This window comes from Bacillus sp. FSL K6-3154, from assembly GCF_040869395.1.
Taxonomy (GTDB): Bacteria; Bacillota; Bacilli; order Bacillales; family Bacillaceae; genus Bacillus; species Bacillus safensis.
In genome coordinates this window covers 2674906-2697253 of record NZ_CP152033.1, presented here as the reverse complement: position 1 = coordinate 2697253, position 22348 = coordinate 2674906, and the positions used below count along the sequence as shown (strand labels likewise).

Genomic DNA, 22348 nt, shown 5'->3' with positions numbered 1-22348 from the left:
TCATTTCTTGATTGACAGGGCCTTCACTGTATTATCTCTTAATATCAAATTGATGTAAAAATCCTTCTCTTTGCTGCATTCTAAAGTATTCCTTGATCATATAAGCCACACCCTGTTCATCATGCGAGCGCGTCACCCAATCGGCTTTACGCTTGACATCATTGGGGGCATTTCCCATAGCAACGCCTAAACCAGCCAATTCAAGCATTGGAATGTCATCTGTTCCATGACCAATGACAACCGTATCTTCTAAAGTAAAACCGAGTGCAGAGGTTAAAAGAGAAAGTCCCGCTTCCTTCGAAACCCCTTTGCATACAATATTCATTTTCTCATCACTGATCCTAATAAGATCAACAGATGGGAATGCTTGTTGAATGGTCCTGTGAATCTCGGGCTGAAGCTCCGCGGTCGAATATACTTCAATCACTGGAGTACTGACTGGTTCATCCATCAGCATATCACTTAACGATTCAACAAATTGGACAGGATAGAAAATTGGATCAGACGGATGAATGAGCGTCTTTCCCATCAGCTGAGACTGCGTTTTTTTCCGGTTGCCGATCGAGAATTTTTCATGCAGCAAGCGGACATTACAATCGAAGCTTTCAAGGATTTGCACAAGATTAAATGTCTTTTCTTCCGTTAATTTTTTCACATGAAGCGGCTCATCGAGTTTATCGGCGATAAATGCACCACTATGCGTCACAAGGGTTGATGTTGGAATCTTCAACGCCTTGGCAATTTTTTGAGCGGAACGAAAATGCCGGTTGGTGACAATCGTCACGTAAACCCCTTTTTTCTTTACATATTCCACAGCTTCTTTTGTAGCGGAATGGATTTTACCATTGGAACGAAGTAACGTCCCATCTATATTGAGTGCAAGTAGTTTTTTTGACACTGAGGCATCCCCCTTCTTGATGACTGTACTTACGATGAGGATATGCCCTAGCTTGGCGCTTTAGAACATGCAGTTGAAAGAGCCCAAAGTTATGAATGATTGATATAAATAAAAAAAGCCTACCCCTAGGCTTTTTTTTATGTATGGTTTGGATGCGTTACAATGGAGTGATGAAGCTCCCCATGATCCCCTTATCATTTACACACCAAAGCATTGCTTATATCAGATCCCCTTATGATGCTTTGCGTTTCTCCCAGAAGCGCTTCTCTCTCGTTTGGCTCACCGCCATAAATCCCAAGTGAAACGCACCCAATTGTCCCTTGAGAGTGCCTTTTTGAAAGCACTTTCAATATAAGTATTATCGCAGAATTTATGAGCTTCGACAACCTTTTTTTAAAAGATATAGAGGAGAAAAGATAAAACAAAAAAGGGCGAATGACATCGCCCTTTCCATTAGTTTTCTTCTGGATTCCCATAAAGCTCTTCAAGTGGCTTCATGATAATTTTATTTAACTCACCGATAAGAACACTCACACGTTGTTCTGCTTCCATCAACTGAGAGATTTTGTCGTGCTGCTGAACAAGAGCAACTGTTTTTTGAGCTTGCTCCACTTCTTCTTGTGTGATCTCTTGACCAGTCATTTGTTTTTGTTGAAGGTTTACTTGAATGTCACGGAAGTTCTCAAACATTCTTTTAGAGGACTCATCCGCGTTTACCTCATCATAAAGATTTCTTAAAGTTGAATATTCTTCGCTATGACGCAATGCTTTTTCAAGGTCATATGCAACATCATAAAGATTTACAGACATGTTATGTCTCCTTTCTATCCGTTATCACCGATATGATCGGCGGACACCACTCCACTATAACAAACTATGGCTTTCGTTTCACATATATACAATGAATTCATTAAAATTTCTATAGCTTGTCTTAGAATAGCGCCACAAAAACAGCCTGGATAGCACCAATCATCCCGCCTAAAAGACCGCCTAGAAATGTTATCATCTTCAGCTCCTTATTAGAGATGCTGACTACAAGCTCTTCCATTTTTTCAAGCGGGAAAAGTTCAATTTGTTCACGAATGATATCTTCAAATTGCAGCTTTGCAAGCAGACTCTCTAAAGCATTTGAAGCCGCTTCGATCCCCTTATCAATCAACACTGGCGCAAAATGTGTTTTAAGGTCATCCGCTACAGCACTGACATATGTTCCAACTGGTTTGTCTAATATCAGCTTTGTAGAGAAATGAGAAAGCAATTGATTTTTCACACTAAAAATAAGTTCCTTCACATTCCATTTTTCATCAAGCTCATGAAGAGAAAATAGCTTCACCTTGTCCCATTCTTGAACAAGTAAATCTGATAAAAATCTTTTTGTTTCTGCGTTTCTTAAAAACTTGATGATTTCGGGATGTACACGATCAATTAAGCTTGAATTCCCTAGAAACATTTGGACCATACTGCCAAGCATTCCCCGTTCTTTTAAGAAATCATCAATCATATTGCCAAGCCTGGCTTTGCCTTCATCACTTTCAAAATAATGAATGCCTCTCTTTAAAATATAATCTGCTGCATCTGGAATTTTTGATGATATTTTGGTTTCCACTTCTACCGGGAGCAATTCAGATAAAGTTTGCTCGTTATATGTTTCAAGCAGTGATTTGAGCTTCTGATCAGACCACTGATGGAGCCATTCATCTGCTTTGACATCAGCCTGTGAAACGCCGAATTTTTCTAGCAGGGAGAATACGGTGATCTCCATATTTGCGCCTTTGTCAATATATTGATGGACTGTACGCAGGATCTCCTGCTTTGCCTCCGATGATTCAAATCGCTTTTGAATACCTTCTGGCGTGAGCAAATGCTCCATAACCATGACACCAACCTGCTTGGCTACTTCGTCTCTTCTTTTAGGGATAAGCCCTGGTGTAAATGGAAGCTGTTTTCCGAATAAGTAATATGGCTTATAAGGCCGGAAAAGCATTTTAATTGCAAGATGGTTTGTCGCTGCTCCTATGACTGCGCCGATAACAATCATAAAGATAAACGTTGTGAATATATTCAAAGTCGTCATCTACCTTTCAAACAACACCCGAGGTTTATTGTTTTGATCTATACGTATTATAGTTGTTGTCAAGTTCCCAAGCAAATGAAGCATGCAGCGAGACATATGATCAAGCGATCTGTCGTAATGATAAAGGAGCGTAAGCTTTATGTAAAATCATAAAAAAATGTTTTTTGATGGTAAAAAAAGAAGTTGAAAAGAAGGTGTTTTTTAATGACAACATTAGGTATTGCGAGCCTTTCTCCGCAGTATGAAGAGGCATTCACACGGCAGCTCGCCAAAGCTGCCTCTTCTTATCGTTTAGAGGTTGTTCGTTTTACACCATTTGATTTAAAGCCGGCTTCAAATATGATACAAGGCCAAACATATACGAATGGCCAAGGGTTTGCCGACGCACAATTTCCGATTCCCGACTTGATTTATGACCGATGTCTTTACCGGCATGACGCACAATCTAAAAAAGCAAAACCCATCATGGAATGGCTAAAAAAATATCCAAAAACAGATTTTTTGAATACCGGCATTTCAAATAAAATGGTGCTATTTGAGCAGCTCCGTCTCCTCTCTGCTTCACAGCCATATTTACCTGGCTGCTTTTTATTAAAAGAGCCCTCAGACCTGATCAATATGGTAAGGGAGTACGGGGCTGGCGGTTATTGTAGAATGCAGCCTCTCTCCCATCAGCATGCAGCATCTATTTACTTCATTTCCTTTGATGGCAAATCAACATTTACTGTTCAACTAAGTTCCAATCAAACCATTACATTTTCTCGTACGTCAGAGCTGGAGCGCTGGTGCAAAAAATATGCAGGCCGGTATTTCCTTCAATTTTTCAACACGAATGATCAAAAAGAAATTTTATTCAATGAAATCAAGATTTTCCTTATGAAAGATTCACAAAATCAATGGAAACGCATGGGAATTCACACAAAATCACCTGCAGAAAATAGTCTTTTAAGTCATACACAAAAATCAGCTCCTGTGATAGGCTTTGAACACTATCTAAATACATTGCAGCCACACATCAAGGAACTCCTTTTAGATGATATGGCATCCATTCAGGCATCAATCCCAGCTTATATAGATAAAACTTACTCTCCTTGCTTTGAATTCGCAGTAGACTTACTTCATTCAAGTGAAGGCAGACTTTTCATATCAAATATCAGATCAAAGCCAGGGCGGTCCGCTTTTTTAAAAGTTTATCCTGAGAAGGAACACGAATTGATTCGTATCATTCTTGAACATGCGCAATCGATAAAGTCTCAACCGAAGGAGGTTTCTTATGAACAGAAAGCACTGCATCATCGCCCCACACCTCACAAGTGAAAAAACAATTCATCTTCCCGTCCATTATAAACAGAAAGATGCCATCTATTCTCTTGCTCTAGGGTCTCGTTTAGTAGATGGCTTCAACATTTCCTATCATCAGCATCCAAATAAAATTTTATTATCTGAAGATTTATACAGAGGTTTACTGATTCCTTACCAATCAAAAGCTGATGTGATCATCATTGACCATACACTTTTTATAGGGCCGTTGATGGGCATTTTCACTGCAGGTTTTGAGCAAAGTACACAGCCATTAGGAACGAGATCAGAATTTTTTATCAAACTGCTGCACTCTTTCAGGCAGCATCCTGGTTTTGCCTATCTTTTTGGGTCACATTCTATTGATTGGGAAAAAGGAATTGTAGAAGGACTGTTGTACCACGAAGATTCATGGGTTAAAAAACAGCTTCCCCTTCCGTCAGTCATTTATGACCGGCTTCCAAATAGAAAAGCTGCTCAGTCGGCACTCATTCAAGAAACGAAGCGAAAACTCACCCAAGACTATGATATCCCTTGGTTCAATCCTTACTTTTTTAATAAATGGGAGATTCATGAACAGCTATTAACAGATGAAAAAACATGGTCCTTTCTCCCACATTCTGTACAATTAGATCCCGTGGACGCTCTAAGTAAAATTGAAACACTTCTCCATCTGCATCAAGTTATATACTTAAAACCGACAAACGGAAGTCATGGAGACGGGATTTATCAGTTAAAAAAGGAAAACGACGGAATCACTGTATCCTCAAATTTCGGAAATTCTATTCCATATGATTCAATAGATCAGTTTGTTCAAAGGCTGCGAAAGGATCATGCAATTCATGATTTTATTGCACAACAAGGCATTGAGCTTCTTCAAATAGACAATCAACCGATGGATTTCAGAGTTCATACGAATAAAAATAAAGAAGGTGATTGGACAGTCACAGCAGCAGCAGCAAAGGTTTCTGGAGATCATACCATCACGACTCACCAGTTACACGGGGGAACGGTGAAAACACTTTATGCTGTCTTTCCAGAAGAAAAGAAACGTTTGCAGATTTTACAGCAGCTTTCTCATACTGCCATCATGCTTAGCCAGGTGATAGATAAAAAAATGACCGGGCATATTGGTGAAATCGGTTTTGACTTAGGCATTGATCAAACAGGTGCAATTTGGATGTTCGAAGCCAATTCTCGCCCTGGCCGAGAGATTTTCCAGCATGTCTCTTTGAAAAAATCAGAATGGCTGATTGGGAAAAGAATCATGGATTACGCATCTTACCTTTCAAAAACGGCACTCACCACTTCAGATCACGCGAACGTCTACTGACGCTTTTTTGTCACATGTCAGTGCTCTTAAATCTATGCTTTTTCTATGCTCTTTTCATGAGATGAGATACAATAAAATCAAGTTCAAGGTTGTTTCCGTGTTGTCGTGTTTGTTTATTGTTTCATCAATAAAAGCAAGGAGGCAATGATGATATGATTTCTCATTTTCAATGGAAACCCCTTTTTAAGAAAGCACAATTGCCAGGCTGGAAAATATCCTTTTTCCACAATGGTGCACACTATGAAGGCATCTACCACAAAACAGGTGACATTGAATGGGGCTCTCAGCTTCCGCCCCATGAAGTAGAACCAACTTTAAAAGAAGAAATCCACGAATTAATGCTGTTCCATGTCTATGATTAAACTGTTTAAGGAGCCCCGCCATGTTAGAAAAATTAAAACTTGTTTACGGAGACCATATCATCAGCACACCTACTCATGACAAACAAATTCTTTGGTATCAAACAGACGAAGGTGAAATATTTGGAGTAAACAAATCGGAGCTTTCAGAAAGAGAAACACTTCTTCTCAACTCTTTTCTTACACCAATTGATCTATTTCAAAAAGCGCAGACCGAGGATGAACAAAAATGGTTCAGCTATCTTTTTGAAAACAAACCACTAACTGTTCAACATCCCGTCCGTGTTTATTATTTTCAAATGATCCATCAAGAAGAACAAAGACAGCAAATAAAAGAGGCTGTGAATAACAGCCTCGAACATACTCATTTCATATGGACAGGCCCTGAAACAGCTATGCTGATTCAACCAAATGCCACATCAGAAAACAGTCAATTAGATCAGTTAAATGATTTGTCTCTGGCTATTACAAGTGATTTTTTAACAGACTCAGTCTTTATACAAGGACAGCTGCATTTGCCAAATGACCATTTACAGATGAGGTTATTAAATGAACAACAGCTATTTTTATACCATATGCAGCGAGAAAAGCTTAGATCAGGGGCTGCCACATTTTATCAATGCCTGCCTTCGTTCATTTGTTATGATGCATCCGCACTCTCTCATGCTATTTCAGATGCTTTTAAAGAAGCGGTCTTTGACCGGGATGTTTACCGAACTCTCATGACCTATATGCAATGTAATTTAAACGCATCCAAGGCAGCAAAAGCGTTATATGTTCACAGAAACAGTCTTCAATATCGAATTGATAAATTTATTGAGCGCACTGGGCTAGATATACGACATTTTCCAGAAGCATCCGCTGCTTATTTGATGATGACTCTACTCGATCTTTCATAAAGAATGAAGACTTGAGCACCCTGCCCAAAAATGAAAATAGGATGTTGTGCACGTTGTCCATTTACAGACTCTTCCTCATTTTATACACTTTATTTACTAGTAAAGCGCTTTCAAAAACAGAGGGACTGGGGAGGCTGACATCTAATGGCTGAAATGATGCTCAATCAAATTTATAAAGTATACGATAACAAGGTAACAGCAGTAGACAACTTTAATCTACATATAGAAGATAAAGAATTTATTGTGTTTGTTGGTCCATCAGGCTGCGGAAAATCAACAACCCTTCGCATGATTGCAGGTCTAGAAGAAATATCACAAGGAGACTTTCTGTTAGATGGAAAACGGATGAATGATGTAGCGCCGAAAGACCGGGATATCGCAATGGTTTTCCAAAACTATGCATTATATCCTCATATGAATGTATACGATAATATGGCTTTTGGATTAAAGCTTCGGAAGTTTCCAAAAGCAGAAATTGATGAGCGGGTTCGAAATGCCGCTAAAATATTAGGGCTTGAGCAATATTTAGACAGAAAACCAAAAGCACTGTCTGGCGGTCAAAGACAGCGTGTTGCACTTGGCAGAGCGATTGTACGTGATGCAAAGGTTTTCCTTTTGGATGAGCCGCTTTCTAATTTAGATGCAAAACTCCGTGTTCAGATGCGTGCTGAAATTTCTAAGCTTCATCAGCGTCTGCAAACAACATTTATCTATGTGACACATGATCAGACTGAAGCCATGACAATGGCAACACGCCTTGTTGTCATGAAAGATGGTTTTATTCAGCAGGTAGGAGCGCCGAAAGATGTATATGAAAACCCAGAGAATGTGTTTGTAGGTGGATTTATCGGCTCACCTGCGATGAACTTTTTTACAGGAAAGCTCTCTGACGGTGCGATTGCGGTTGGAAAAACTCATATTCGTGTACCAGAAGGAAAAATGAAAGTATTACGCAGCCAAGGCTATATTGGAAAGGATGTCATTTTAGGCATCAGACCAGAAGATTTTCACGATGAACCAGTATTTATAGAGGCGTCTGAAGGCACAAAAATTCATGCTGACGTAGAAGTAGCTGAATTAATGGGGGCAGAAACGATGCTTTATTCTTCTATTGATGGTCAATCGTTTATTGCACGTGTTGATTCTCGTACCGATGTACAAGCCGGACAGTCTATCCCTCTTGCGATTAATATGAACAAAGCCCATTTCTTTGATTCGGATACGGAGCTGCGCATTCGCTCAGCAGAATAAAAAGATATATAAGCAGCACCATCACTCATCATTGGGTGATGGTTTTTTGTATGTTAACACAACATTTACCATGTTCTTTTTTCGTATGTTTTTTTCGGAAATAACCATAATACTTAGTACAAAGCAGTTACTTCATTGGGTTTCGCCAAGTGGCAAATGACTTGATCATTTCGCTGGTGCGATTCCAGCAAACCCAACCAAAAAAACAAATCATATACAAAAAGGAGAATCACATCATGGCTAATTCTAATAGTTCAAACCAATTACTAGTTCCTGGAGCAGAGCAAGCGATCGATCAAATGAAATACGAAATCGCTTCTGAATTTGGTGTAAATCTTGGAGCAGAAACAACATCTCGTGCTAACGGTTCAGTTGGTGGAGAAATTACAAAACGTCTTGTGTCTTTCGCTCAACAAAACCTTGGCGGAACAAAAGCTTAATTTCATATCTGGATCATAGAAGGCACCTCTTATGGTGTCTTCTTTTTTTGTTTTTATCCCTCACCAAACTCCTTTCAGCTCATATCATGTAGTAGAAAGGAGCGGATCTTCATGGACATTTTTTCTGGTATGAACTTTGAACTTTTACAATTTGTAGGGATCTCTCTATTATGCGAATATGCTCATAGTATTCGGTCCTTTCATCTTTATAAAAAAAGCATCACATAAAAGTTGTACCAATTTGGGTTCTTTTCACTTATAGTATGTAGTGGAGGGATCGAACAGATGAAAATAGCTCTTTTCGGTGCTCATGGACGTGTAGGACAAGCATTTCTTCGTTTCGTTCAAGTAGATGAGCGTTACATGGTTCGTTCATTGATTCGGACAAACCGAGAAGAAATGCTTGCGGGTATGTTTCAAGTCACCGGCAATTCAAGAAATCGAGAAGATGTGCTTGAGACAATCAAAGGAGCAGATATTGTTGTGAGCTGTCTATCAACAGATGGTGATGATACATTATCTGTTTCAATGGAGCATATCGTACAAGCCATGAAGCAAACGAATACATCAAGAATTATTACAATTGGTACAGCAGGCATTTTAAAAGCAAGGCAGCAGCCGGAGCTCTACCGTTTTGAAACAAATGAATCAAGACGGACCACTTCCCGAGCAGCTAAAGAGCATGCGAAAGCGTTTGAAATCCTTCAATCGACTGATCTAGATTGGACCATTATTTGTCCAACCTATTTACCAGATGGAGAAGTGACACGGTCATATCGCTATGAGAAAGATTTTCTCCCTATAGATGGAAAGAAAATTTCAGTTGAAGATACCGCACACTTTTTATATCAGCAGTTAAATTCGAAGGAGTTTGTACATCAACGCGTCGGCATCGCTTATTGATGATGATGCCTGTCCAAACAATATAACCAGTAAAAGTCGAGGACAGAACCCTCGACTTTTTCATGCAAAGGAAAGAGCCTCTTCCAATTGAATGAGGCTCTTTTTTCTACTATTCATCAGCTGTTTGCAACAGCACCTTTTTGCAGTTCATACATTTGTGCATACAGCCCTTCTTGCTGCATGAGTTGTTCATGACTGCCACGCTCGACGATTTCACCTTTTTCTAACACCAAGATCATATCGGCTTTTTTAATAGTGGATAATCGGTGAGCGATCACAAAAGTCGTTCGTCCTTCTTTAACTACATCAAGCGCCCGCTGAATGATCGCTTCTGTTTCTGTATCAATGTTCGCGGTGGCTTCATCTAAAATTAAAATCGCTGGATCGTACGCCAATGCGCGCGCAAATGAAATCAACTGACGTTCCCCTGAGGAAAGGGTGCTTCCCTTTTCAACGACTGGTTCATCAAAGCCTTCTGGCAGGTGCTTCAATAACTCTGCGGCACCTACTTGCTTTAATGAGGATTCAATCGTTTCTCTTTTGATGTCTTCATTCCCTAAGCTCACATTGGAAGCAATCGTTCCAGAAAATAAATACGGGTCTTGCAGCACAATGCCCATTTGTTTACGGAGCGTTTGGCGCGACTGATCATAAATGCTTTCGCCATCTATGAGAATGTCTCCTTGCTGAACGTCATAAAAACGCAGCAGCAAGTTCATGATCGAGCTTTTCCCAGAACCAGTATGCCCCACAAGTGCAACCGTTTGACCTTTCTTCGCTTCAAACGTAATGTTCTTTAAGACATTTTTCCCTTCATTATAAGCAAAGGTGACATCTTTGAACTGAACGTGTCCCTCCAGCTTCTTCTGAACAGGTTCTTCCACTTCTGTTCCTGGTTCATCTAATAATCGGAAAACCCTTTCTGATGAAACCCTTGCTAATTCCAACCTAGAGAACTGATTCACAATGCCTGTAATCGGCTGGAACAATCGATTTAAATAATCGACAAACGCATAGAGCACACCAATGGACACAATGCCTGTCGCACTTAGCGACGCACCGCCAAAATACCAAATGAGTGCCACATATGCTAAATTTCGCAGCAAGTTAACCAAGTTATGTGAAAGAAGTGAATTTAAATGCAGCATCTTTCGCTGATATCGAAAGTGATTGTTGTTCAGCTCATCAAATTCCTCTTGCGTCGCTTTTTCATGACGAAAGGCTTGAATGATTGTCATCCCTTGAATGGCTTCATTTAGTTTGGCATTGATTTCACTGATGATCGAACGAATGCGGTGATTGTACACTGATGCAAACTTTCTATAAGTCATCGACCATAAGAAAATAATCGGTACAGCGACCAAACAGATGAGTGCCAGCTTCACATTTAATAAAAACATGGCAATGTAAATCCCGATCATGTAAATAGCACTCGTCACGAAATTTGCAAGGACTGTTACATATAAATCACGAATGGTTTCCGTATCATTGGTAATCCTCGCGACAACTTTTCCAGCCGGTAAATTATCAAAATATCGGATCGGCAGCGTTTGGATGTGCTCAAATACGTCTACCCTCATTTTTTGAATAATTCGATTTGCAATCCTTTGGAGCAAATAATGCTGCCCATACTGAAAGAAAATCGCAACGATGAGCAGTCCTAGATAAAATAGAACAAGCTGCACCAAACCACTGATTTCCGGCTGATAAAAAGCGAAAATCTCCTCTTTTGATAAACGCTTTACCTCATAGGTTTCACGCTCGTTCCCATTATCAATGGTAAGCTGATCTCCCGATATTTTTCTGTTTCCATCAAAACGAATCGGCTCATTCACAAAATAGTAACCGAACCCGACTTGCACTACATTGATTTGCTTTCCAGAATCCATTTCATTATTTAATCGATCGCTTCGTATATAGTTATTTCCCTGGTAATAAACGGTTTTGTCTGTCTTTTCATTGACCTCGACATACGGTTTTTCTACACCTAAAATATGATCATCAATCATTTTCTTCCCAATAAACGGCCCTGTCAGCTCAGCACCAACTGCAATCATTAGAAAGATTAAGGCAACAGACAATACTTTCTTATATAGGAGTGCGTAGGCAAGGAGTCTTCTTCCTGTTGTCATGCCTCATCCCCTCCTTCCAGCTGATTTGTTAGCTGCTGACGCAAAAATTGTTCTTTGTACCACCCATCCTGCTGGATGAGCTCGTTGTGGGTGCCCTTTTGGACAATGCGTCCTTCTTCCATGACAAGAATGAGATCGGCATGTTCAACAGCTGATAGGCGATGAGTTGTAATAAACGTCGTTTTGCCATGACGGTTTTGTCTTAGATTTTCTAGGATAGCGGTTTCTGTTTTTGCATCTACCGCAGACAATGAGTCATCCAGAATTAAAATGTCTGGATCAATTAATAAAGCACGTGCGATGGATATTCGCTGTTTTTGTCCGCCTGACAGCGCCACACCTTTTTCCCCAACCATGGTTTCCAGACCCTCTGGCAAAAGGCGTAAATCCTTTTCAAAGTAAGCATCTTTGATTGCTTGTGCTAACTCATCTTGTTTCGCGTCACGATAACCAAAGCGCATATTCTGTTCCACGCTTTTTGAGAAAAGTATATGATCCTGCGGTACATATCCGATCCATTGAAATAACTGATCTAATTCAATGTCTTGGATCGGAACACCTGATAGCAATATTTGCCCATCACCTGCCGGGTACTGGCGCAGAAGCTGTTTGACAATGGTCGTTTTGCCGCTTCCCGTTTTGCCTGTAATCCCAATTGTCTGCCCTTTTCGAACGGTAAAGGACACATCAATGAGATTATCTTTAGATGAGGTTGGATATCTGAATGTCACATGATCAAACTCAATATCTCCAGGCTCTTGTAACGTTTTCGGCTGAGCAGCATCTGTTACGTCCGGCTTGTAGCTGAGTGTATGATTTAACCGGTCTAACGACGCATTTCCTCTTTGCATAATATTAATCAATTCGCCGATCGCAAACATTGGCCAGATCATCATGCCAAGATAGACGTTAAATGCAACAAGCTCCCCAATGGTTAAATCACTTTGGAACACGAGATAGGCTCCGTAGCCGATTCCGATTAAGTAGCTGATCCCCACAAGTAATTTCACTGTCGGCTCAAACAAAGAATCAATGATCGCCACTCGCATATTTTTTTGAAATACATCATCTGTCATTTCTCGAAAGCGTTCGACATCTTGTTTCTCCTGCACAAAAGACCGAATGACCCGGACACCCGCCACTGATTCAAGAACGCGATCGTTCATATCACCAAATGCATCTTGAGCGACTGTAAAGCGCTCATGGATTTTGCTTCCATAAAACGCAATCAAGAGCGCCATCAGCGGCATAGGAATAATCGCCATTAAGGTTAATTTCCAGCTAATCGTCAGCCCCATCGTAAAGAAGATCATCAGCATATAAGCAGTGGAATCAACCAAGGTCAGAACGCCAAAGCCTGTTGTTAAGGCCACAGCATTCAAGTCGTTTGTACCTAATGCCATTAAGTTACCCGTTTTTTTCTTTTCATAAAAAGTAGGCGTCATCTTAAGCAAGTGACGCATCAGTTTCCCACGCATCACACGCTCCATGACATTTGCGCCGCCAAATAACTGATACATCCAAAAATATGTAAGTGTATAGACGACGACACCTAGTAAGCAAAAAATGGTCATATAAAACACAATACTGGATGTTGTAAATTGACCAGAACGAATGTCATCAACTGCCTGGCCAAGGTATCTTGGCGGCAGCATTTCAAGCACATTCACAATGAGCAGGAGCGTAATAGCAATCGTATAACGCCTCCACTCTTGTTTAAAGAACCAGCCTAATTTCGCAAATACTGAAAACATGTTTGTCTCTCCTTTTCAAGCTAGCCGCTTTCTAAATTTTCCTGCAAGTCACCTTGTTTCGTTTTTTGAGCTTTTGTCATTTGTCTTGATTTTGGCATGTTCACATGCTTTCACTCCTCTTCATTTACTTGTTGTTTTTCATCCCTTTATTTCGAAATGCGAAATGAATTCAACAAAAAAAGAGGCCACCAGCTGGCTGGTACGCCTCTTTTCGTCATGTAAAAAGGCGCATGTTGACAAATACGCAACATACGCCTTGATTCATCCGATCAATTGGAACAGACGAGTTCCTTTTCCATGACCAATGAAGGTGTAATTGTCACGTGAATCAACCCATTCATGCAGTTTGATTTCATTCTTCCAATGTTGCACATGACATTTCCTCCTTTTGGCTCTTGAATCTTTTTTTATCTTATAGTGGCTGTCACTATTTTGTCAATAAATATTTTTCAATAAATGAAATTTTCTAACAAAAATCATTCTCCTTCATGTGTATCTTTTTCTATTAACGGGTATACCATGAGTGTAAAGACTCCTTTTGAAAGGAATGAGGACATTGTTTCAAGCTGATCGGATGGTCGTAGCGTTTGATGGACATGAAGACAGTAAGAAAGCATTAAAAAAGGCAATCGCTTTAGCTAAAACCTTACATGCCAAGCTGACCGTTACCTATGCACATGATGGCAAAACAGACAGACAGGTGTTTGATGTGCCGCGCCCAATGACTGGCGGAGCTTATATCGGCGGCGGTACGGCAGATCTTCAAACACCCCCTGTATATGTACCTCATGATGAACAGCAAAGTCCCTTGATTTTTGAAGACCATACAGAAGAGGTCGTTGCGGAAGCAAGAATGCTTTTAAATGAGGAGCAGTTTGAGGCTGCCATTGAAATTGTAGAGGGAGAACCAGCGGAAGCGATTATCGAATATGCGGAGGAAATATCAGCAGACCTCATCGTCATGGGAGCACGTGACCAAAGCAGATTGAAAAAAATGCTGTTTGGCAGTGTGAGTGAAAAGTTATCAGCAAAATCAGATATACCTGTGCTTATTGTGAAATAAATGCATCACAAAAGGCTGTAAACATTAGTTTACAGCCTTTTTTATTTATGAAGAGATCGATGCTTCACTTTCATGTTTAATTTTTTGCTGGAAGCCTTCCTGTACGCGCTTTGTCAGCTTGCCCGGAACGCCTTCCCCTACTGGCTCGCCATCTATTTCAACAATCGGAATGACTTCAGCTGTCGTCGAGCTGATGAAAATTTCCTGAGCGCGCAGCAGTTCTTCTTTGCTTATACGAGTTTCTTCAACAGTACACCCTTCTTCCTCACATACCTCCAGCAGCTTTCTACGAGTAATGCCGTTTAAAATGAGATTGTTTGCAGGGTGAGTACGAATCACGCCATTAATCACGGCATATACATTCGAGGAGGTTCCCTCGGTCACAAAACCGTCTCTCACAAGGATTGCTTCAAACGCACCAGCTTCAGATGCTTTCTGCTTTTCCATGATGTTATATAAAAGGTTTAAGCTTTTGATATCACACCTTAACCAGCGAAGATCCTCAGATAAAATGGCCTTTGCCCCAGCTTTCTGCTCTTGAACAGGCTTTTTCACCTGGAACGTATATGCCGTGATTTGAGGAGTAAGAGAATCACTATATTGATGTTTACGAGGGGCGACACCCCGCGTGACTTGAATATACACACCGCCATCTGTTAATTGATTGTGAGCGACGAGCTGTTGTAACTTTTCTTCCATATCAGATACTGTACCTTGCAGATGAATGCCAATTTCCTTTGCACTCTTGAACAGACGCTCTGTATGCTCTTTTAACGTAAACAAAGTACCATTGTATACACGGATGACCTCATAGACTCCGTCACCAAATTGATAGCCTCTGTCCTCAATATCAACATGTGCATCCTTTTTTTCAATGAAATCTCCATTGTACAATACTTTCATATGGAATCTCCCCTTCGCTTTGCATTAATGGTTGAATCTGATGCTATCTTAGCGGATAAATGGGTACGTTTCAATGATTATTCAGAATTATTTCACATCATAAGAAATGGATAACCTTCTATTGTAACAAATATAGATTCATAACCAAAAAGATTCCAATTTTTTAGCAACTTCTATATTCATAGGCTCTTTTTTCCTGTATACTGACACCATATAAACATGACAAAAAACAGCGGAAAAAGACAGAATCTACTACATGATTCGACACAAATTTTTGATTTATTGGAGCGATTGTAATGCAACGGGTTAAAAAAAAACAGACACCTTCAAACACAATGCTGCTCTCAAAGGCGATTGGTTTTGTCATCCTGACACTAATCCTCTTTTTTATTTGGGATATGTCCAAAACCAATATGCAGGCAGCAGATCAGCCGGCGAAATTGTCTGCGAGCAGTCAATTTAGGGACACAAGTACTAGTATGAAAGCAAAAGATGCTTCTCGGAAAACATTAGATGCACATTTTAAGATCCATTCAAATAAACATGTAACGGATCAAACGATCTTTTTAACCTTCGATGATGGTCCATCAGCGACTTCAAATCAGCTGTTAGATGTGCTAAAAGCGCATCAAGTGAAAGCCACATTCTTTATGCTCGGACCGCAGATTAAAGAACACCCGGCAGCTGTGAAAAGACTCCATCAAGAAGGTCATCAATTAGGGCTTCATGGTATTACCCATGATGTGAAACGCTTTTATCAAAAAAGTGATTCTCCTGTTAACGAGATGAAGGAAGATCAGCGCATTTTGGCTTCTGTCACAGGTGAGTATACCCATCTTGTAAGAACACCTTATGGCAGCACCCCAAATTTAACCGATCAGCAAAAAGCACGTTTAAAACAAAAAGGCTTTGTCTACTGGGACTGGACCATTGACAGTCTTGACTGGAAATATAAAAGCTCAAAATATGTACCAGAGGTATTAAATCAGCTGCAAGTGCTGGAGACAAAATATCCAAAAGAACCAAAAATCATCTTAATGCATGATCAGCCGGCGACGGCAAAATACTTAAGCAGCTTAATCACGCAGCTAAAGGCAAAGGGCTATACATTTGAAGTCCTTGATGAAACAATGAAGCCGCTGCAGCAATAAAGTAAAACCCGCACCTTTAGGATGCGGGTTTTTTAATGATTTATAAAGCTTTCACGAGATCGCCAATTCGCTCATGAAAGACAAGATCAAAAAGCGGATCGAATTCTGTTTCACTCAAATTCGTCATCACCATGAAGATGGAAGGATCATGAGCTGCATCTTCTGGAATATATCTTGCTGGCGCTACTTCTAGGGAAGTCCCCATGACGAGCAGCATGTCCGTTTTCTGAAGTGATGTCTCCACTTGATCAAGATGTTTGACCATATCTCCAAAAAGAACAACATCTGTTTTTAGCACACGTCCACACGTACTGCCGTCTGGGGAAACCCTTTGACAGACCGGCACCTCTTCTTTTAATAAATAAGGCAGATCATATACCGCCTGACACGATGGACAAGTGGCCGTTTGAATGGAGCCATGGAGTTCATATACATGCTGGCTTCCCGCCTTTTTATGAAGACCGTCAATATTTTGGGTAAAAATATCCACATGCTTCCCTTGTTGCTCAAGGCTGGCTAAAAAGGTGTGCCCGCTATTTGGCTCATATTCTCCACTCATTTTCATTTGAAACAATTCTTTAAATTTTGGCCAGAATTGATGAGGGTTTGATAAAAAGTAGGACCGGCTCATCGCCTCCATGCGGGAAGTATCTTCTGTCCACAGACCACCCGTTGATCTAAAATCAGGAATACCCGATTCTGTACTCATACCTGCACCTGAGAGTACTGTGATATGTGAAGCCTGCGATAATTTCTCTCTTAACACATCCACCTTTGTTTGGTCCACTCACCATTCCTCCTTTATTCACCCAGCTGCTTCTCACCTTTTTGTTTCATATAAATGGCCTGACCAGGGAAAGCAAATTCTACGCCTTCCTCGTGGAAAATATCTATGATGCGATAGTTAATATCCTGCTTAATATCAAGGTTTTCAGACCAAGCTGTCGTGTTTGTGTAAAAGTTGAAAAACAAGTTCAAATAGCTGTCTGCCAGTACATCGAGATTTACCATGATTGTCTCCTTATGCACACCATCATGCTCGTGAAGCATCTGTTTGAGACGCTTAATACACTGATCAATATTTTCCTTTGGTGTATTGTAAGAAACGCGAACAGAGAACGTGATCTGACGTTTATTCATTCTTGTCCAGTTTGTGATTGGCTCCTTTGAAAGCGTAGAATTCGGAACGGTCACGACGGCTTCAGCAGGTGTTCGAAACCTTGTACTTCGAAATGTAATGTCCTCCACAGTCCCAAGAACACTTGGTGTCTCCACAAAGTCGCCCATCGTAAAAGGCTTCTCTGTAATGATAACAATCCCTCCAAAAAAGTTAGCCACTGTATCCTGCGCGGCGAGCGCAAAGGCTAGACCACCTAGACCGAGACCTGCCACAAGTCCATTTACGTCATAATTAAATTCTTGTGCAATGACACTAATACTCAGTGCAATAATAATGAAGCGAAGTACCTTTGATAAAAATGGTGCTAAAATATCATCCATATCTAATTCAAATTTCGAATTGACCTTTTGAAACAAGAAAGAAGATGCAGCGGTTAAATTACAAAGCCCCCACGTCAGCATCAATATAATAGAAGATCTATACAATTTAATGATGACATCCATATGATGCTCAAAGTATGGCGCTTGTCTTAACGCAAAATATAAACCAAGTGCCACGAAAAACAGCCTGGCTGGTTTTTCAAATGCCACAACAATTTGGTTAATGACCTCTGTTTTAGACCGATTCGTCAGCCTAAACAGAAGCTGAAATAAATACTTCGTAAATACTTTCCGAAGCAATAAAAAAAGCAATAAAATACAAAGGCTAATACCAATTTGGATCGCAATATCTACTGTAAAATATGTATCCATCCATTTTTGTGTAAACATGTCTGTCTCTCTCCTTTAAAACAATCCTCTCTAGTTTATAATATAACCTTCGTTCATGTCCTCTCTTAAATGTCTGACCTCTACATAAAAAGCCTCGGGACTGATCCCGAGGCATGAAGTTCAAATATGAAATTTTGGCTAGAGACATATCGACGGGCAGCAAACTACTTTTTCTTCTGTGCCTGATCAAGGAGAGTCGCTTTAAACATTTCAGCATCCGTTTCGGCCTTAATACGTTCTTCCACTCTAATTCTCCCTTTACCCAATCATCTCGCCTCCTTTTCATCATTATAAAACATCAGAATTTTCAGTCAACATGACGAAAGCACTAATATTTTGACGAACGCTGACGATTTGGACAAAATTGATCGAAGAAAAAATGATGTAGTTCAGATTTACTCAATAAGAGCTTGGGATATTCCTGCAACTTTTCACCTTTCATACACGATGCTTTCTCACCATATGCCATGTTCCATTACATACAGCTCTCCCTCGTACCATATAGTAAAGAAGGAAAAACAGCAAAAATTTGATATGATAAGACCAGAACTTATGTCAGGAGCTGGAGCATGTGTATATTATCGCGCATAGAGGGTCTTCAAGCGCTGCCCCAGAAAATACAATCGCCGCATTTGATTTAGCTGTTCAGCAGGGTGCGGATTATATTGAGTTAGACGTCCAGCTGACAATGGATCAGCACGTAGCCGTCATCCATGATGATACTGTTGATCGAACGAGTAACGGAAGCGGCTTAGTGAAAGGTTATACACTTGATCGGCTGAAGAAATTGGATGCAGGAAGCTGGTTTCATTCTCAGTACGCCAACGAACGAATTCCCACCTTACAGGAAATTCTTGAAAGATACAGTCAGCGTGTCGGGATACTGATTGAGATCAAGCATCCAAAACGGCAGATTGGGATTGAAAAGGCAGTTGTCGACATCATCAACCGGTTTGCCTATTCCCGTCACATCATGGTTCAATCTTTTGATGCCAATGCACTTCAAAGAGTCAAAGCTTACGCCCCTTCTCTTCGAACAGCTTTTATTATAAAACCCTCTGCCTTTAAACTGACGAAAAGGAAATTAGCGGAGTACAGCTCCTTTGCGGATTGTCTTAATATGAAGAAAACGATGATCAGCAGATGGTGGATTGATCGCATCCACTCATTTGGAATGGATGTCTTTATATGGACAGTGAAAGATCAAAAAACAGCCGACAGGATGAAAACATACCACATTGATGGAGTGGTGACGGATCACCCGCCATTTTTTCTAAAGGAGAAATGATGTAAATGAAAGCATATCTCGCCGTATTTATCGGTGGATTGGTTGGTACTCTTTGCAGATATGAACTTAGCCAATCCGTTGTCAGCCAGACATTCCCCTATGCAACACTGATTGAAAACATGACAGGCAGTCTGCTTCTTGGCTTTTCAACAGGGTATTTTATGTTTCGGAAAGGAAAAAAATATCTTGCTGCTTTGATCGGAACAGGATTTTGCGGTGGTTTTACGACAATGTCCACTTTTTCTAAAGAAACGGTTCTCTTATTACAGGATGGACTGTTCACATCAAGTATCATGTACATTCTACTCTCAGTGATTGCTGGAGTGGGCGCTGCCTTATGTGGACTGATCACCGCTCAGCGCCTCTTTCAACAAGATGAGCAGCCGAAAGGAAGCAGATAAATGATTGTATTTTATACAGCTGTTGCCGGCGGGATAGGCAGTGCCCTTCGTTTTTTCCTCAGTCAATCGATTCAGAAAACCAAGTTTCATACTCGTTTCCCGTATAGTATTATTCTCATCAACTTACTCGGCGCTGCCGGTTTAGGTTTACTGACAGGTGCAGTAACTGATAATGATCCGCTGCTAATGATCATTGGTACTGGGTTTTTCGGTGGTTTTACAACCTTCTCTACATTTAGTGTAGAGGCTGCGTCCATGCTGCATGAGCGGCAAATTGGACAACTTGTTGTCTACTTATTGGTCACAATCATCGGGTCTTTATGTCTCTTTGCTACGTTTTATCAAATAGGACAGCATCTTTAAATATTGGTAATAGCAGCTAAGCTGATGAGCAGCTGATCCATCAGCTGGCGCTTCATCAAAAAGAGTGTTTTTTCACTATAGCCAATTTCCATTGCACACTTTGCCATCCGCCAATCTCGAAAATATTTGTAATCGATGAGCTGCTGCTCTATTTCGTCCAACTCTTTTAATGCCGTTTCAATACAAGCAACGATGAGTTCATACTGATTTTTTTGCTCTTCTAACTTTTTCCGTGTCATGTGGTCGAGATGATGCGGGCTTCTTTTTTCAAGCTGCCTTTCGATATTTAAGATTGCTGCTTGATAATTTTTGAAATTCTTTAAATGAAACTCAATTCGTTTCATTGAGGTTTTTTTCTCCGTGATACTTGCTGTTTCATACCAAAGCATGTCCATCCCCCTCTATCGAACGTTTGTTCTTATTATATACCGAACGTACATTCGTAAAAAAGAGACTAAATACCTAAAAAAACCTTGAGCTTATTTTTCGCTCAAGGTCATTTCGTTTACTAGCAGCGGCTCCTTTATATCAAGCCCAGTGCGTGCACTGCCTTTTTCTGCCGATGTGACGCCTTTTTTCAAATCAATCTTTTTAACGTAGCGTCCATCCATTTCCAGCACTTTCATTCGAATATCATCAAGATAGACGGATTGTCCTTCTCTGATATCAATATTCTCTTTTAAGATGAGTCCCCCGATTGTATCAATTTCCTCATCATGATAAGAGATCTCGATCAAATCTTGAACTTCATCTAATCTCACTTTGCCATCTAAAACATAATGATGATCGGCTCTTTTTTGAATCACTGGCTGTTCATCTTCATCGAATTCATCTCGAATATCTCCGACAATCTCTTCTAAAATATCCTCCGTTGTGACAAGTCCAGACGTTCCGCCATATTCGTCAGTTAAGATCGCCATATGCATTCTATCACGCTGCATCTTGACGAGAAGCTCTTGAATAGGAATCGTGTCGATAACCTCAATCACTGGATATATATAATCTTGAATTTTCAGTTGATCTTTTTCACCTTGATACACAAGATCTGCAAAGAGCTGCTTTTTGTTCAGCATGCCGATGACATGGTCTTTATCTCCTGAAAACACAGGGAAACGTGTATACTTTTCCTGCGTCATGATGGCGAGGATATCATCTAACGGCATATCTTCTGGAATCGCACAAATTTCTCGCCGCGGTACCATGATCTCTCTGGCAATTCGATTATCGAAATCGAAAATCTTGTTCATATAATTATATTCTGAAGGGTTGATTTCCCCATTTTTTAAGCTCTCAGATAATAAAATCTTCAGTTCCTCTTCAGAATGGGAATGTTCTTTTTCAGACCCCATATCGATGCCCATCATTTTAGTTAGCAGACGTGCTGACCCGTTTAACACATAAATGAAAGGGAACATAAGGATATAAAATGCATGCAGCGGGCCTGACAGCCATAGTGTCATTTTTTCCGCCTTTTGAATGGCAAGCGTTTTTGGTGCAAGCTCACCTACAACTACATGCAAAAAGGTAATAATAGAGAACGCAAGTGTTGCTGAGATCAGGCTGATTGCTGAATCAGGAATGTTTGTCAAACCAAAACCTCGAACCAAAAGTTCTTTCACAGCCGGCTTACCAATCCACCCTAAACCAAGGGATGTCACTGTAATACCGAGCTGACAGGCTGACAAATATTCATCTAGCCTTGATGTCACCTTTTTCGCCATGATGGCCTTTTTGGACCCTTCGGCAACAAGCTGATTAATTCTTGAACTTCTCACCTTTACTATGGCAAATTCAGATGCAACAAAGAAAGCTGTTAAAGCAATCAAAACACCGACTATACTCAGATTAACAATATCGTCCATTTAACCTTGCTCTTTCTTAGAAGAACAAGGAGTCACCTCCTGATTGATGATGTTATGTTTTGCAAAACGGTTAACTGATTAAATA

The 22348-nt window shown here is 40.3% G+C and carries 23 protein-coding genes; 12 read left to right on the top strand and 11 right to left on the bottom strand.

The features are described 5' to 3' along the window. Positions 1-31 precede the first annotated feature (31 nt). The 3 genes from MHH61_RS13840 to MHH61_RS13830 all read right to left on the bottom strand — a co-directional run bounded on the left by MHH61_RS13840 (position 32) and on the right by MHH61_RS13830 (position 2963). Positions 32-898 (bottom strand): Cof-type HAD-IIB family hydrolase, encoded by an 867-nt coding sequence (locus tag MHH61_RS13840; protein ID WP_039177545.1) that lies wholly within the window; start codon positions 896-898, stop codon positions 32-34. Positions 899-1351: 453 nt separating this feature from the next. Then, on the bottom strand, positions 1352-1708 hold the full coding sequence (locus MHH61_RS13835) for a YlbF family regulator (RefSeq protein WP_024425750.1): 357 nt from the start codon (positions 1706-1708) through the stop codon (positions 1352-1354). Positions 1709-1829: 121 nt separating this feature from the next. Further along, positions 1830-2963: a DUF445 domain-containing protein gene (locus MHH61_RS13830; protein ID WP_125587322.1), complete on the bottom strand. Its 1134-nt coding sequence runs from the start codon at positions 2961-2963 to the stop codon at positions 1830-1832. 213 nt (positions 2964-3176) lie between these two features. On the opposite strand from MHH61_RS13830, the gene MHH61_RS13825 reads away from it, so the two are divergent. The 7 genes from MHH61_RS13825 (at position 3177) to MHH61_RS13795 (ending at position 9456) form a co-directional block, all read left to right on the top strand. Then, positions 3177-4289 carry a YheC/YheD family protein gene (locus tag MHH61_RS13825; protein ID WP_125587323.1) on the top strand — a complete coding sequence of 371 codons (1113 nt, stop codon included), beginning with the start codon at positions 3177-3179 and terminating at the stop codon, positions 4287-4289. Further along, the gene (locus tag MHH61_RS13820) at positions 4246-5604 is read left to right on the top strand and encodes a YheC/YheD family protein (RefSeq protein ID WP_125587324.1); all 1359 of its coding nucleotides are present in this window, start codon (positions 4246-4248) and stop codon (positions 5602-5604) included. Before MHH61_RS13825 ends, MHH61_RS13820 begins: the two co-directional genes overlap by 44 nt. A 152-nt stretch (positions 5605-5756) precedes the next feature. Continuing rightward, on the top strand, positions 5757-5966 hold the full coding sequence (locus MHH61_RS13815) for a YheE family protein (protein WP_003211787.1): 210 nt from the start codon (positions 5757-5759) through the stop codon (positions 5964-5966). 20 nt (positions 5967-5986) lie between these two features. Beyond that, complete coding sequence (locus MHH61_RS13810; RefSeq protein WP_024426580.1) at positions 5987-6862, top strand: helix-turn-helix domain-containing protein; 876 nt, start codon at positions 5987-5989, stop codon at positions 6860-6862. A gap of 144 nt (positions 6863-7006) precedes the next feature. Beyond that, entirely contained in the window at positions 7007-8113 is a 1107-nt protein-coding gene (locus MHH61_RS13805; RefSeq protein ID WP_024425745.1) for an ABC transporter ATP-binding protein, read from the top strand. Positions 8114-8349: 236 nt separating this feature from the next. Further along, positions 8350-8553 carry an alpha/beta-type small acid-soluble spore protein gene (locus tag MHH61_RS13800; RefSeq protein WP_024425744.1) on the top strand — a complete coding sequence of 68 codons (204 nt, stop codon included), beginning with the start codon at positions 8350-8352 and terminating at the stop codon, positions 8551-8553. Between the two features lie 285 nt (positions 8554-8838). Next, positions 8839-9456, top strand: a complete 618-nt coding sequence (locus MHH61_RS13795; protein WP_024425743.1) for an NAD(P)-dependent oxidoreductase — start codon at positions 8839-8841, stop codon at positions 9454-9456. Positions 9457-9572: 116 nt separating this feature from the next. On the opposite strand, the gene MHH61_RS13790 is transcribed toward MHH61_RS13795, so the two are convergent. Beyond that, the gene (locus MHH61_RS13790) at positions 9573-11588 is read right to left on the bottom strand and encodes an ABC transporter ATP-binding protein (RefSeq protein ID WP_125587325.1); all 2016 of its coding nucleotides are present in this window, start codon (positions 11586-11588) and stop codon (positions 9573-9575) included. Continuing rightward, positions 11585-13342, bottom strand: a complete 1758-nt coding sequence (locus MHH61_RS13785; RefSeq protein ID WP_125587326.1) for an ABC transporter ATP-binding protein — start codon at positions 13340-13342, stop codon at positions 11585-11587. The genes MHH61_RS13790 and MHH61_RS13785 overlap by 4 nt, the downstream gene beginning before the upstream one ends. 556 nt (positions 13343-13898) lie before the next feature. Between MHH61_RS13785 and MHH61_RS13780 the strand changes: the two genes are divergently transcribed. Next, a complete protein-coding gene (locus MHH61_RS13780) occupies positions 13899-14405 on the top strand; it encodes a universal stress protein (RefSeq protein ID WP_025093324.1) in 507 nt (168 codons plus the stop codon). A gap of 45 nt (positions 14406-14450) precedes the next feature. On the opposite strand, the gene dat is transcribed toward MHH61_RS13780, so the two are convergent. Continuing rightward, positions 14451-15308 (bottom strand): D-amino-acid transaminase, encoded by an 858-nt coding sequence (gene dat, locus MHH61_RS13775; protein ID WP_125587327.1) that lies wholly within the window; start codon positions 15306-15308, stop codon positions 14451-14453. 296 nt (positions 15309-15604) lie between these two features. On the opposite strand from dat, the gene MHH61_RS13770 reads away from it, so the two are divergent. After that, positions 15605-16459, top strand: a complete 855-nt coding sequence (locus MHH61_RS13770; RefSeq protein WP_034282235.1) for a polysaccharide deacetylase family protein — start codon at positions 15605-15607, stop codon at positions 16457-16459. 40 nt (positions 16460-16499) lie between these two features. Here MHH61_RS13770 and MHH61_RS13765 read toward each other — a convergent pair whose 3' ends face one another. The 3 genes from MHH61_RS13765 to MHH61_RS13755 all read right to left on the bottom strand — a co-directional run bounded on the left by MHH61_RS13765 (position 16500) and on the right by MHH61_RS13755 (position 18615). Further along, positions 16500-17246: an NAD-dependent protein deacylase gene (locus tag MHH61_RS13765; protein ID WP_125587328.1), complete on the bottom strand. Its 747-nt coding sequence runs from the start codon at positions 17244-17246 to the stop codon at positions 16500-16502. Between the two features lie 14 nt (positions 17247-17260). Further along, positions 17261-18349 (bottom strand): mechanosensitive ion channel family protein, encoded by a 1089-nt coding sequence (locus tag MHH61_RS13760; protein ID WP_024425736.1) that lies wholly within the window; start codon positions 18347-18349, stop codon positions 17261-17263. Positions 18350-18513: 164 nt separating this feature from the next. Beyond that, entirely contained in the window at positions 18514-18615 is a 102-nt protein-coding gene (locus MHH61_RS13755) for a YhdX family protein (protein ID WP_017360338.1), read from the bottom strand. 305 nt (positions 18616-18920) lie between these two features. On the opposite strand from MHH61_RS13755, the gene MHH61_RS13750 reads away from it, so the two are divergent. Genes MHH61_RS13750 through crcB (MHH61_RS13740) form a run of 3 tightly spaced genes read left to right on the top strand, consistent with a single transcriptional unit; the run spans position 18921 to position 20401 of the window. Further along, positions 18921-19637 (top strand): glycerophosphodiester phosphodiesterase family protein, encoded by a 717-nt coding sequence (locus MHH61_RS13750; protein WP_125587329.1) that lies wholly within the window; start codon positions 18921-18923, stop codon positions 19635-19637. Positions 19638-19642: 5 nt separating this feature from the next. Continuing rightward, positions 19643-20038 carry a fluoride efflux transporter CrcB gene (gene crcB, locus MHH61_RS13745; RefSeq protein WP_024425734.1) on the top strand — a complete coding sequence of 132 codons (396 nt, stop codon included), beginning with the start codon at positions 19643-19645 and terminating at the stop codon, positions 20036-20038. Continuing rightward, positions 20039-20401 carry a fluoride efflux transporter CrcB gene (crcB, locus tag MHH61_RS13740; RefSeq protein WP_125587330.1) on the top strand — a complete coding sequence of 121 codons (363 nt, stop codon included), beginning with the start codon at positions 20039-20041 and terminating at the stop codon, positions 20399-20401. Here the strand turns inward: crcB (MHH61_RS13740) and MHH61_RS13735 are convergent. Next, positions 20398-20790: a hypothetical protein gene (locus MHH61_RS13735; protein WP_024425732.1), complete on the bottom strand. Its 393-nt coding sequence runs from the start codon at positions 20788-20790 to the stop codon at positions 20398-20400. The genes crcB (MHH61_RS13740) and MHH61_RS13735 overlap by 4 nt on opposite strands. A gap of 90 nt (positions 20791-20880) precedes the next feature. Further along, a complete protein-coding gene (locus tag MHH61_RS13730) occupies positions 20881-22263 on the bottom strand; it encodes a hemolysin family protein (protein ID WP_025093319.1) in 1383 nt (460 codons plus the stop codon). Between the last annotated feature and the right edge of the window lie 85 nt (positions 22264-22348).

Excerpts from the sequence above, each read along its gene's own strand:
- MHH61_RS13835 (WP_024425750.1), bottom strand. The coding sequence starts at position 1,708 with ATGTCTGTAAATCTTTATGATGTTGCATATGACCTTGAAAAAGCATTG.
- MHH61_RS13825 (WP_125587323.1), top strand. The coding sequence starts at position 3,177 with ATGACAACATTAGGTATTGCGAGCCTTTCTCCGCAGTATGAAGAGGCA.
- MHH61_RS13820 (WP_125587324.1), top strand. The coding sequence starts at position 4,246 with ATGAACAGAAAGCACTGCATCATCGCCCCACACCTCACAAGTGAAAAA.
- MHH61_RS13815 (WP_003211787.1), top strand. The coding sequence starts at position 5,757 with ATGATTTCTCATTTTCAATGGAAACCCCTTTTTAAGAAAGCACAATTG.
- MHH61_RS13810 (WP_024426580.1), top strand. The coding sequence starts at position 5,987 with ATGTTAGAAAAATTAAAACTTGTTTACGGAGACCATATCATCAGCACA.
- MHH61_RS13805 (WP_024425745.1), top strand. The coding sequence starts at position 7,007 with ATGGCTGAAATGATGCTCAATCAAATTTATAAAGTATACGATAACAAG.
- MHH61_RS13800 (WP_024425744.1), top strand. The coding sequence starts at position 8,350 with ATGGCTAATTCTAATAGTTCAAACCAATTACTAGTTCCTGGAGCAGAG.
- MHH61_RS13795 (WP_024425743.1), top strand. The coding sequence starts at position 8,839 with ATGAAAATAGCTCTTTTCGGTGCTCATGGACGTGTAGGACAAGCATTT.
- MHH61_RS13790 (WP_125587325.1), bottom strand. The coding sequence starts at position 11,588 with ATGACAACAGGAAGAAGACTCCTTGCCTACGCACTCCTATATAAGAAA.
- MHH61_RS13785 (WP_125587326.1), bottom strand. The coding sequence starts at position 13,342 with ATGTTTTCAGTATTTGCGAAATTAGGCTGGTTCTTTAAACAAGAGTGG.
- dat (WP_125587327.1), bottom strand. The coding sequence starts at position 15,308 with ATGAAAGTATTGTACAATGGAGATTTCATTGAAAAAAAGGATGCACAT.
- MHH61_RS13770 (WP_034282235.1), top strand. The coding sequence starts at position 15,605 with ATGCAACGGGTTAAAAAAAAACAGACACCTTCAAACACAATGCTGCTC.
- MHH61_RS13760 (WP_024425736.1), bottom strand. The coding sequence starts at position 18,349 with ATGTTTACACAAAAATGGATGGATACATATTTTACAGTAGATATTGCG.
- crcB (WP_024425734.1), top strand. The coding sequence starts at position 19,643 with ATGAAAGCATATCTCGCCGTATTTATCGGTGGATTGGTTGGTACTCTT.
- crcB (WP_125587330.1), top strand. The coding sequence starts at position 20,039 with ATGATTGTATTTTATACAGCTGTTGCCGGCGGGATAGGCAGTGCCCTT.
- MHH61_RS13735 (WP_024425732.1), bottom strand. The coding sequence starts at position 20,790 with ATGCTTTGGTATGAAACAGCAAGTATCACGGAGAAAAAAACCTCAATG.
- MHH61_RS13730 (WP_025093319.1), bottom strand. The coding sequence starts at position 22,263 with ATGGACGATATTGTTAATCTGAGTATAGTCGGTGTTTTGATTGCTTTA.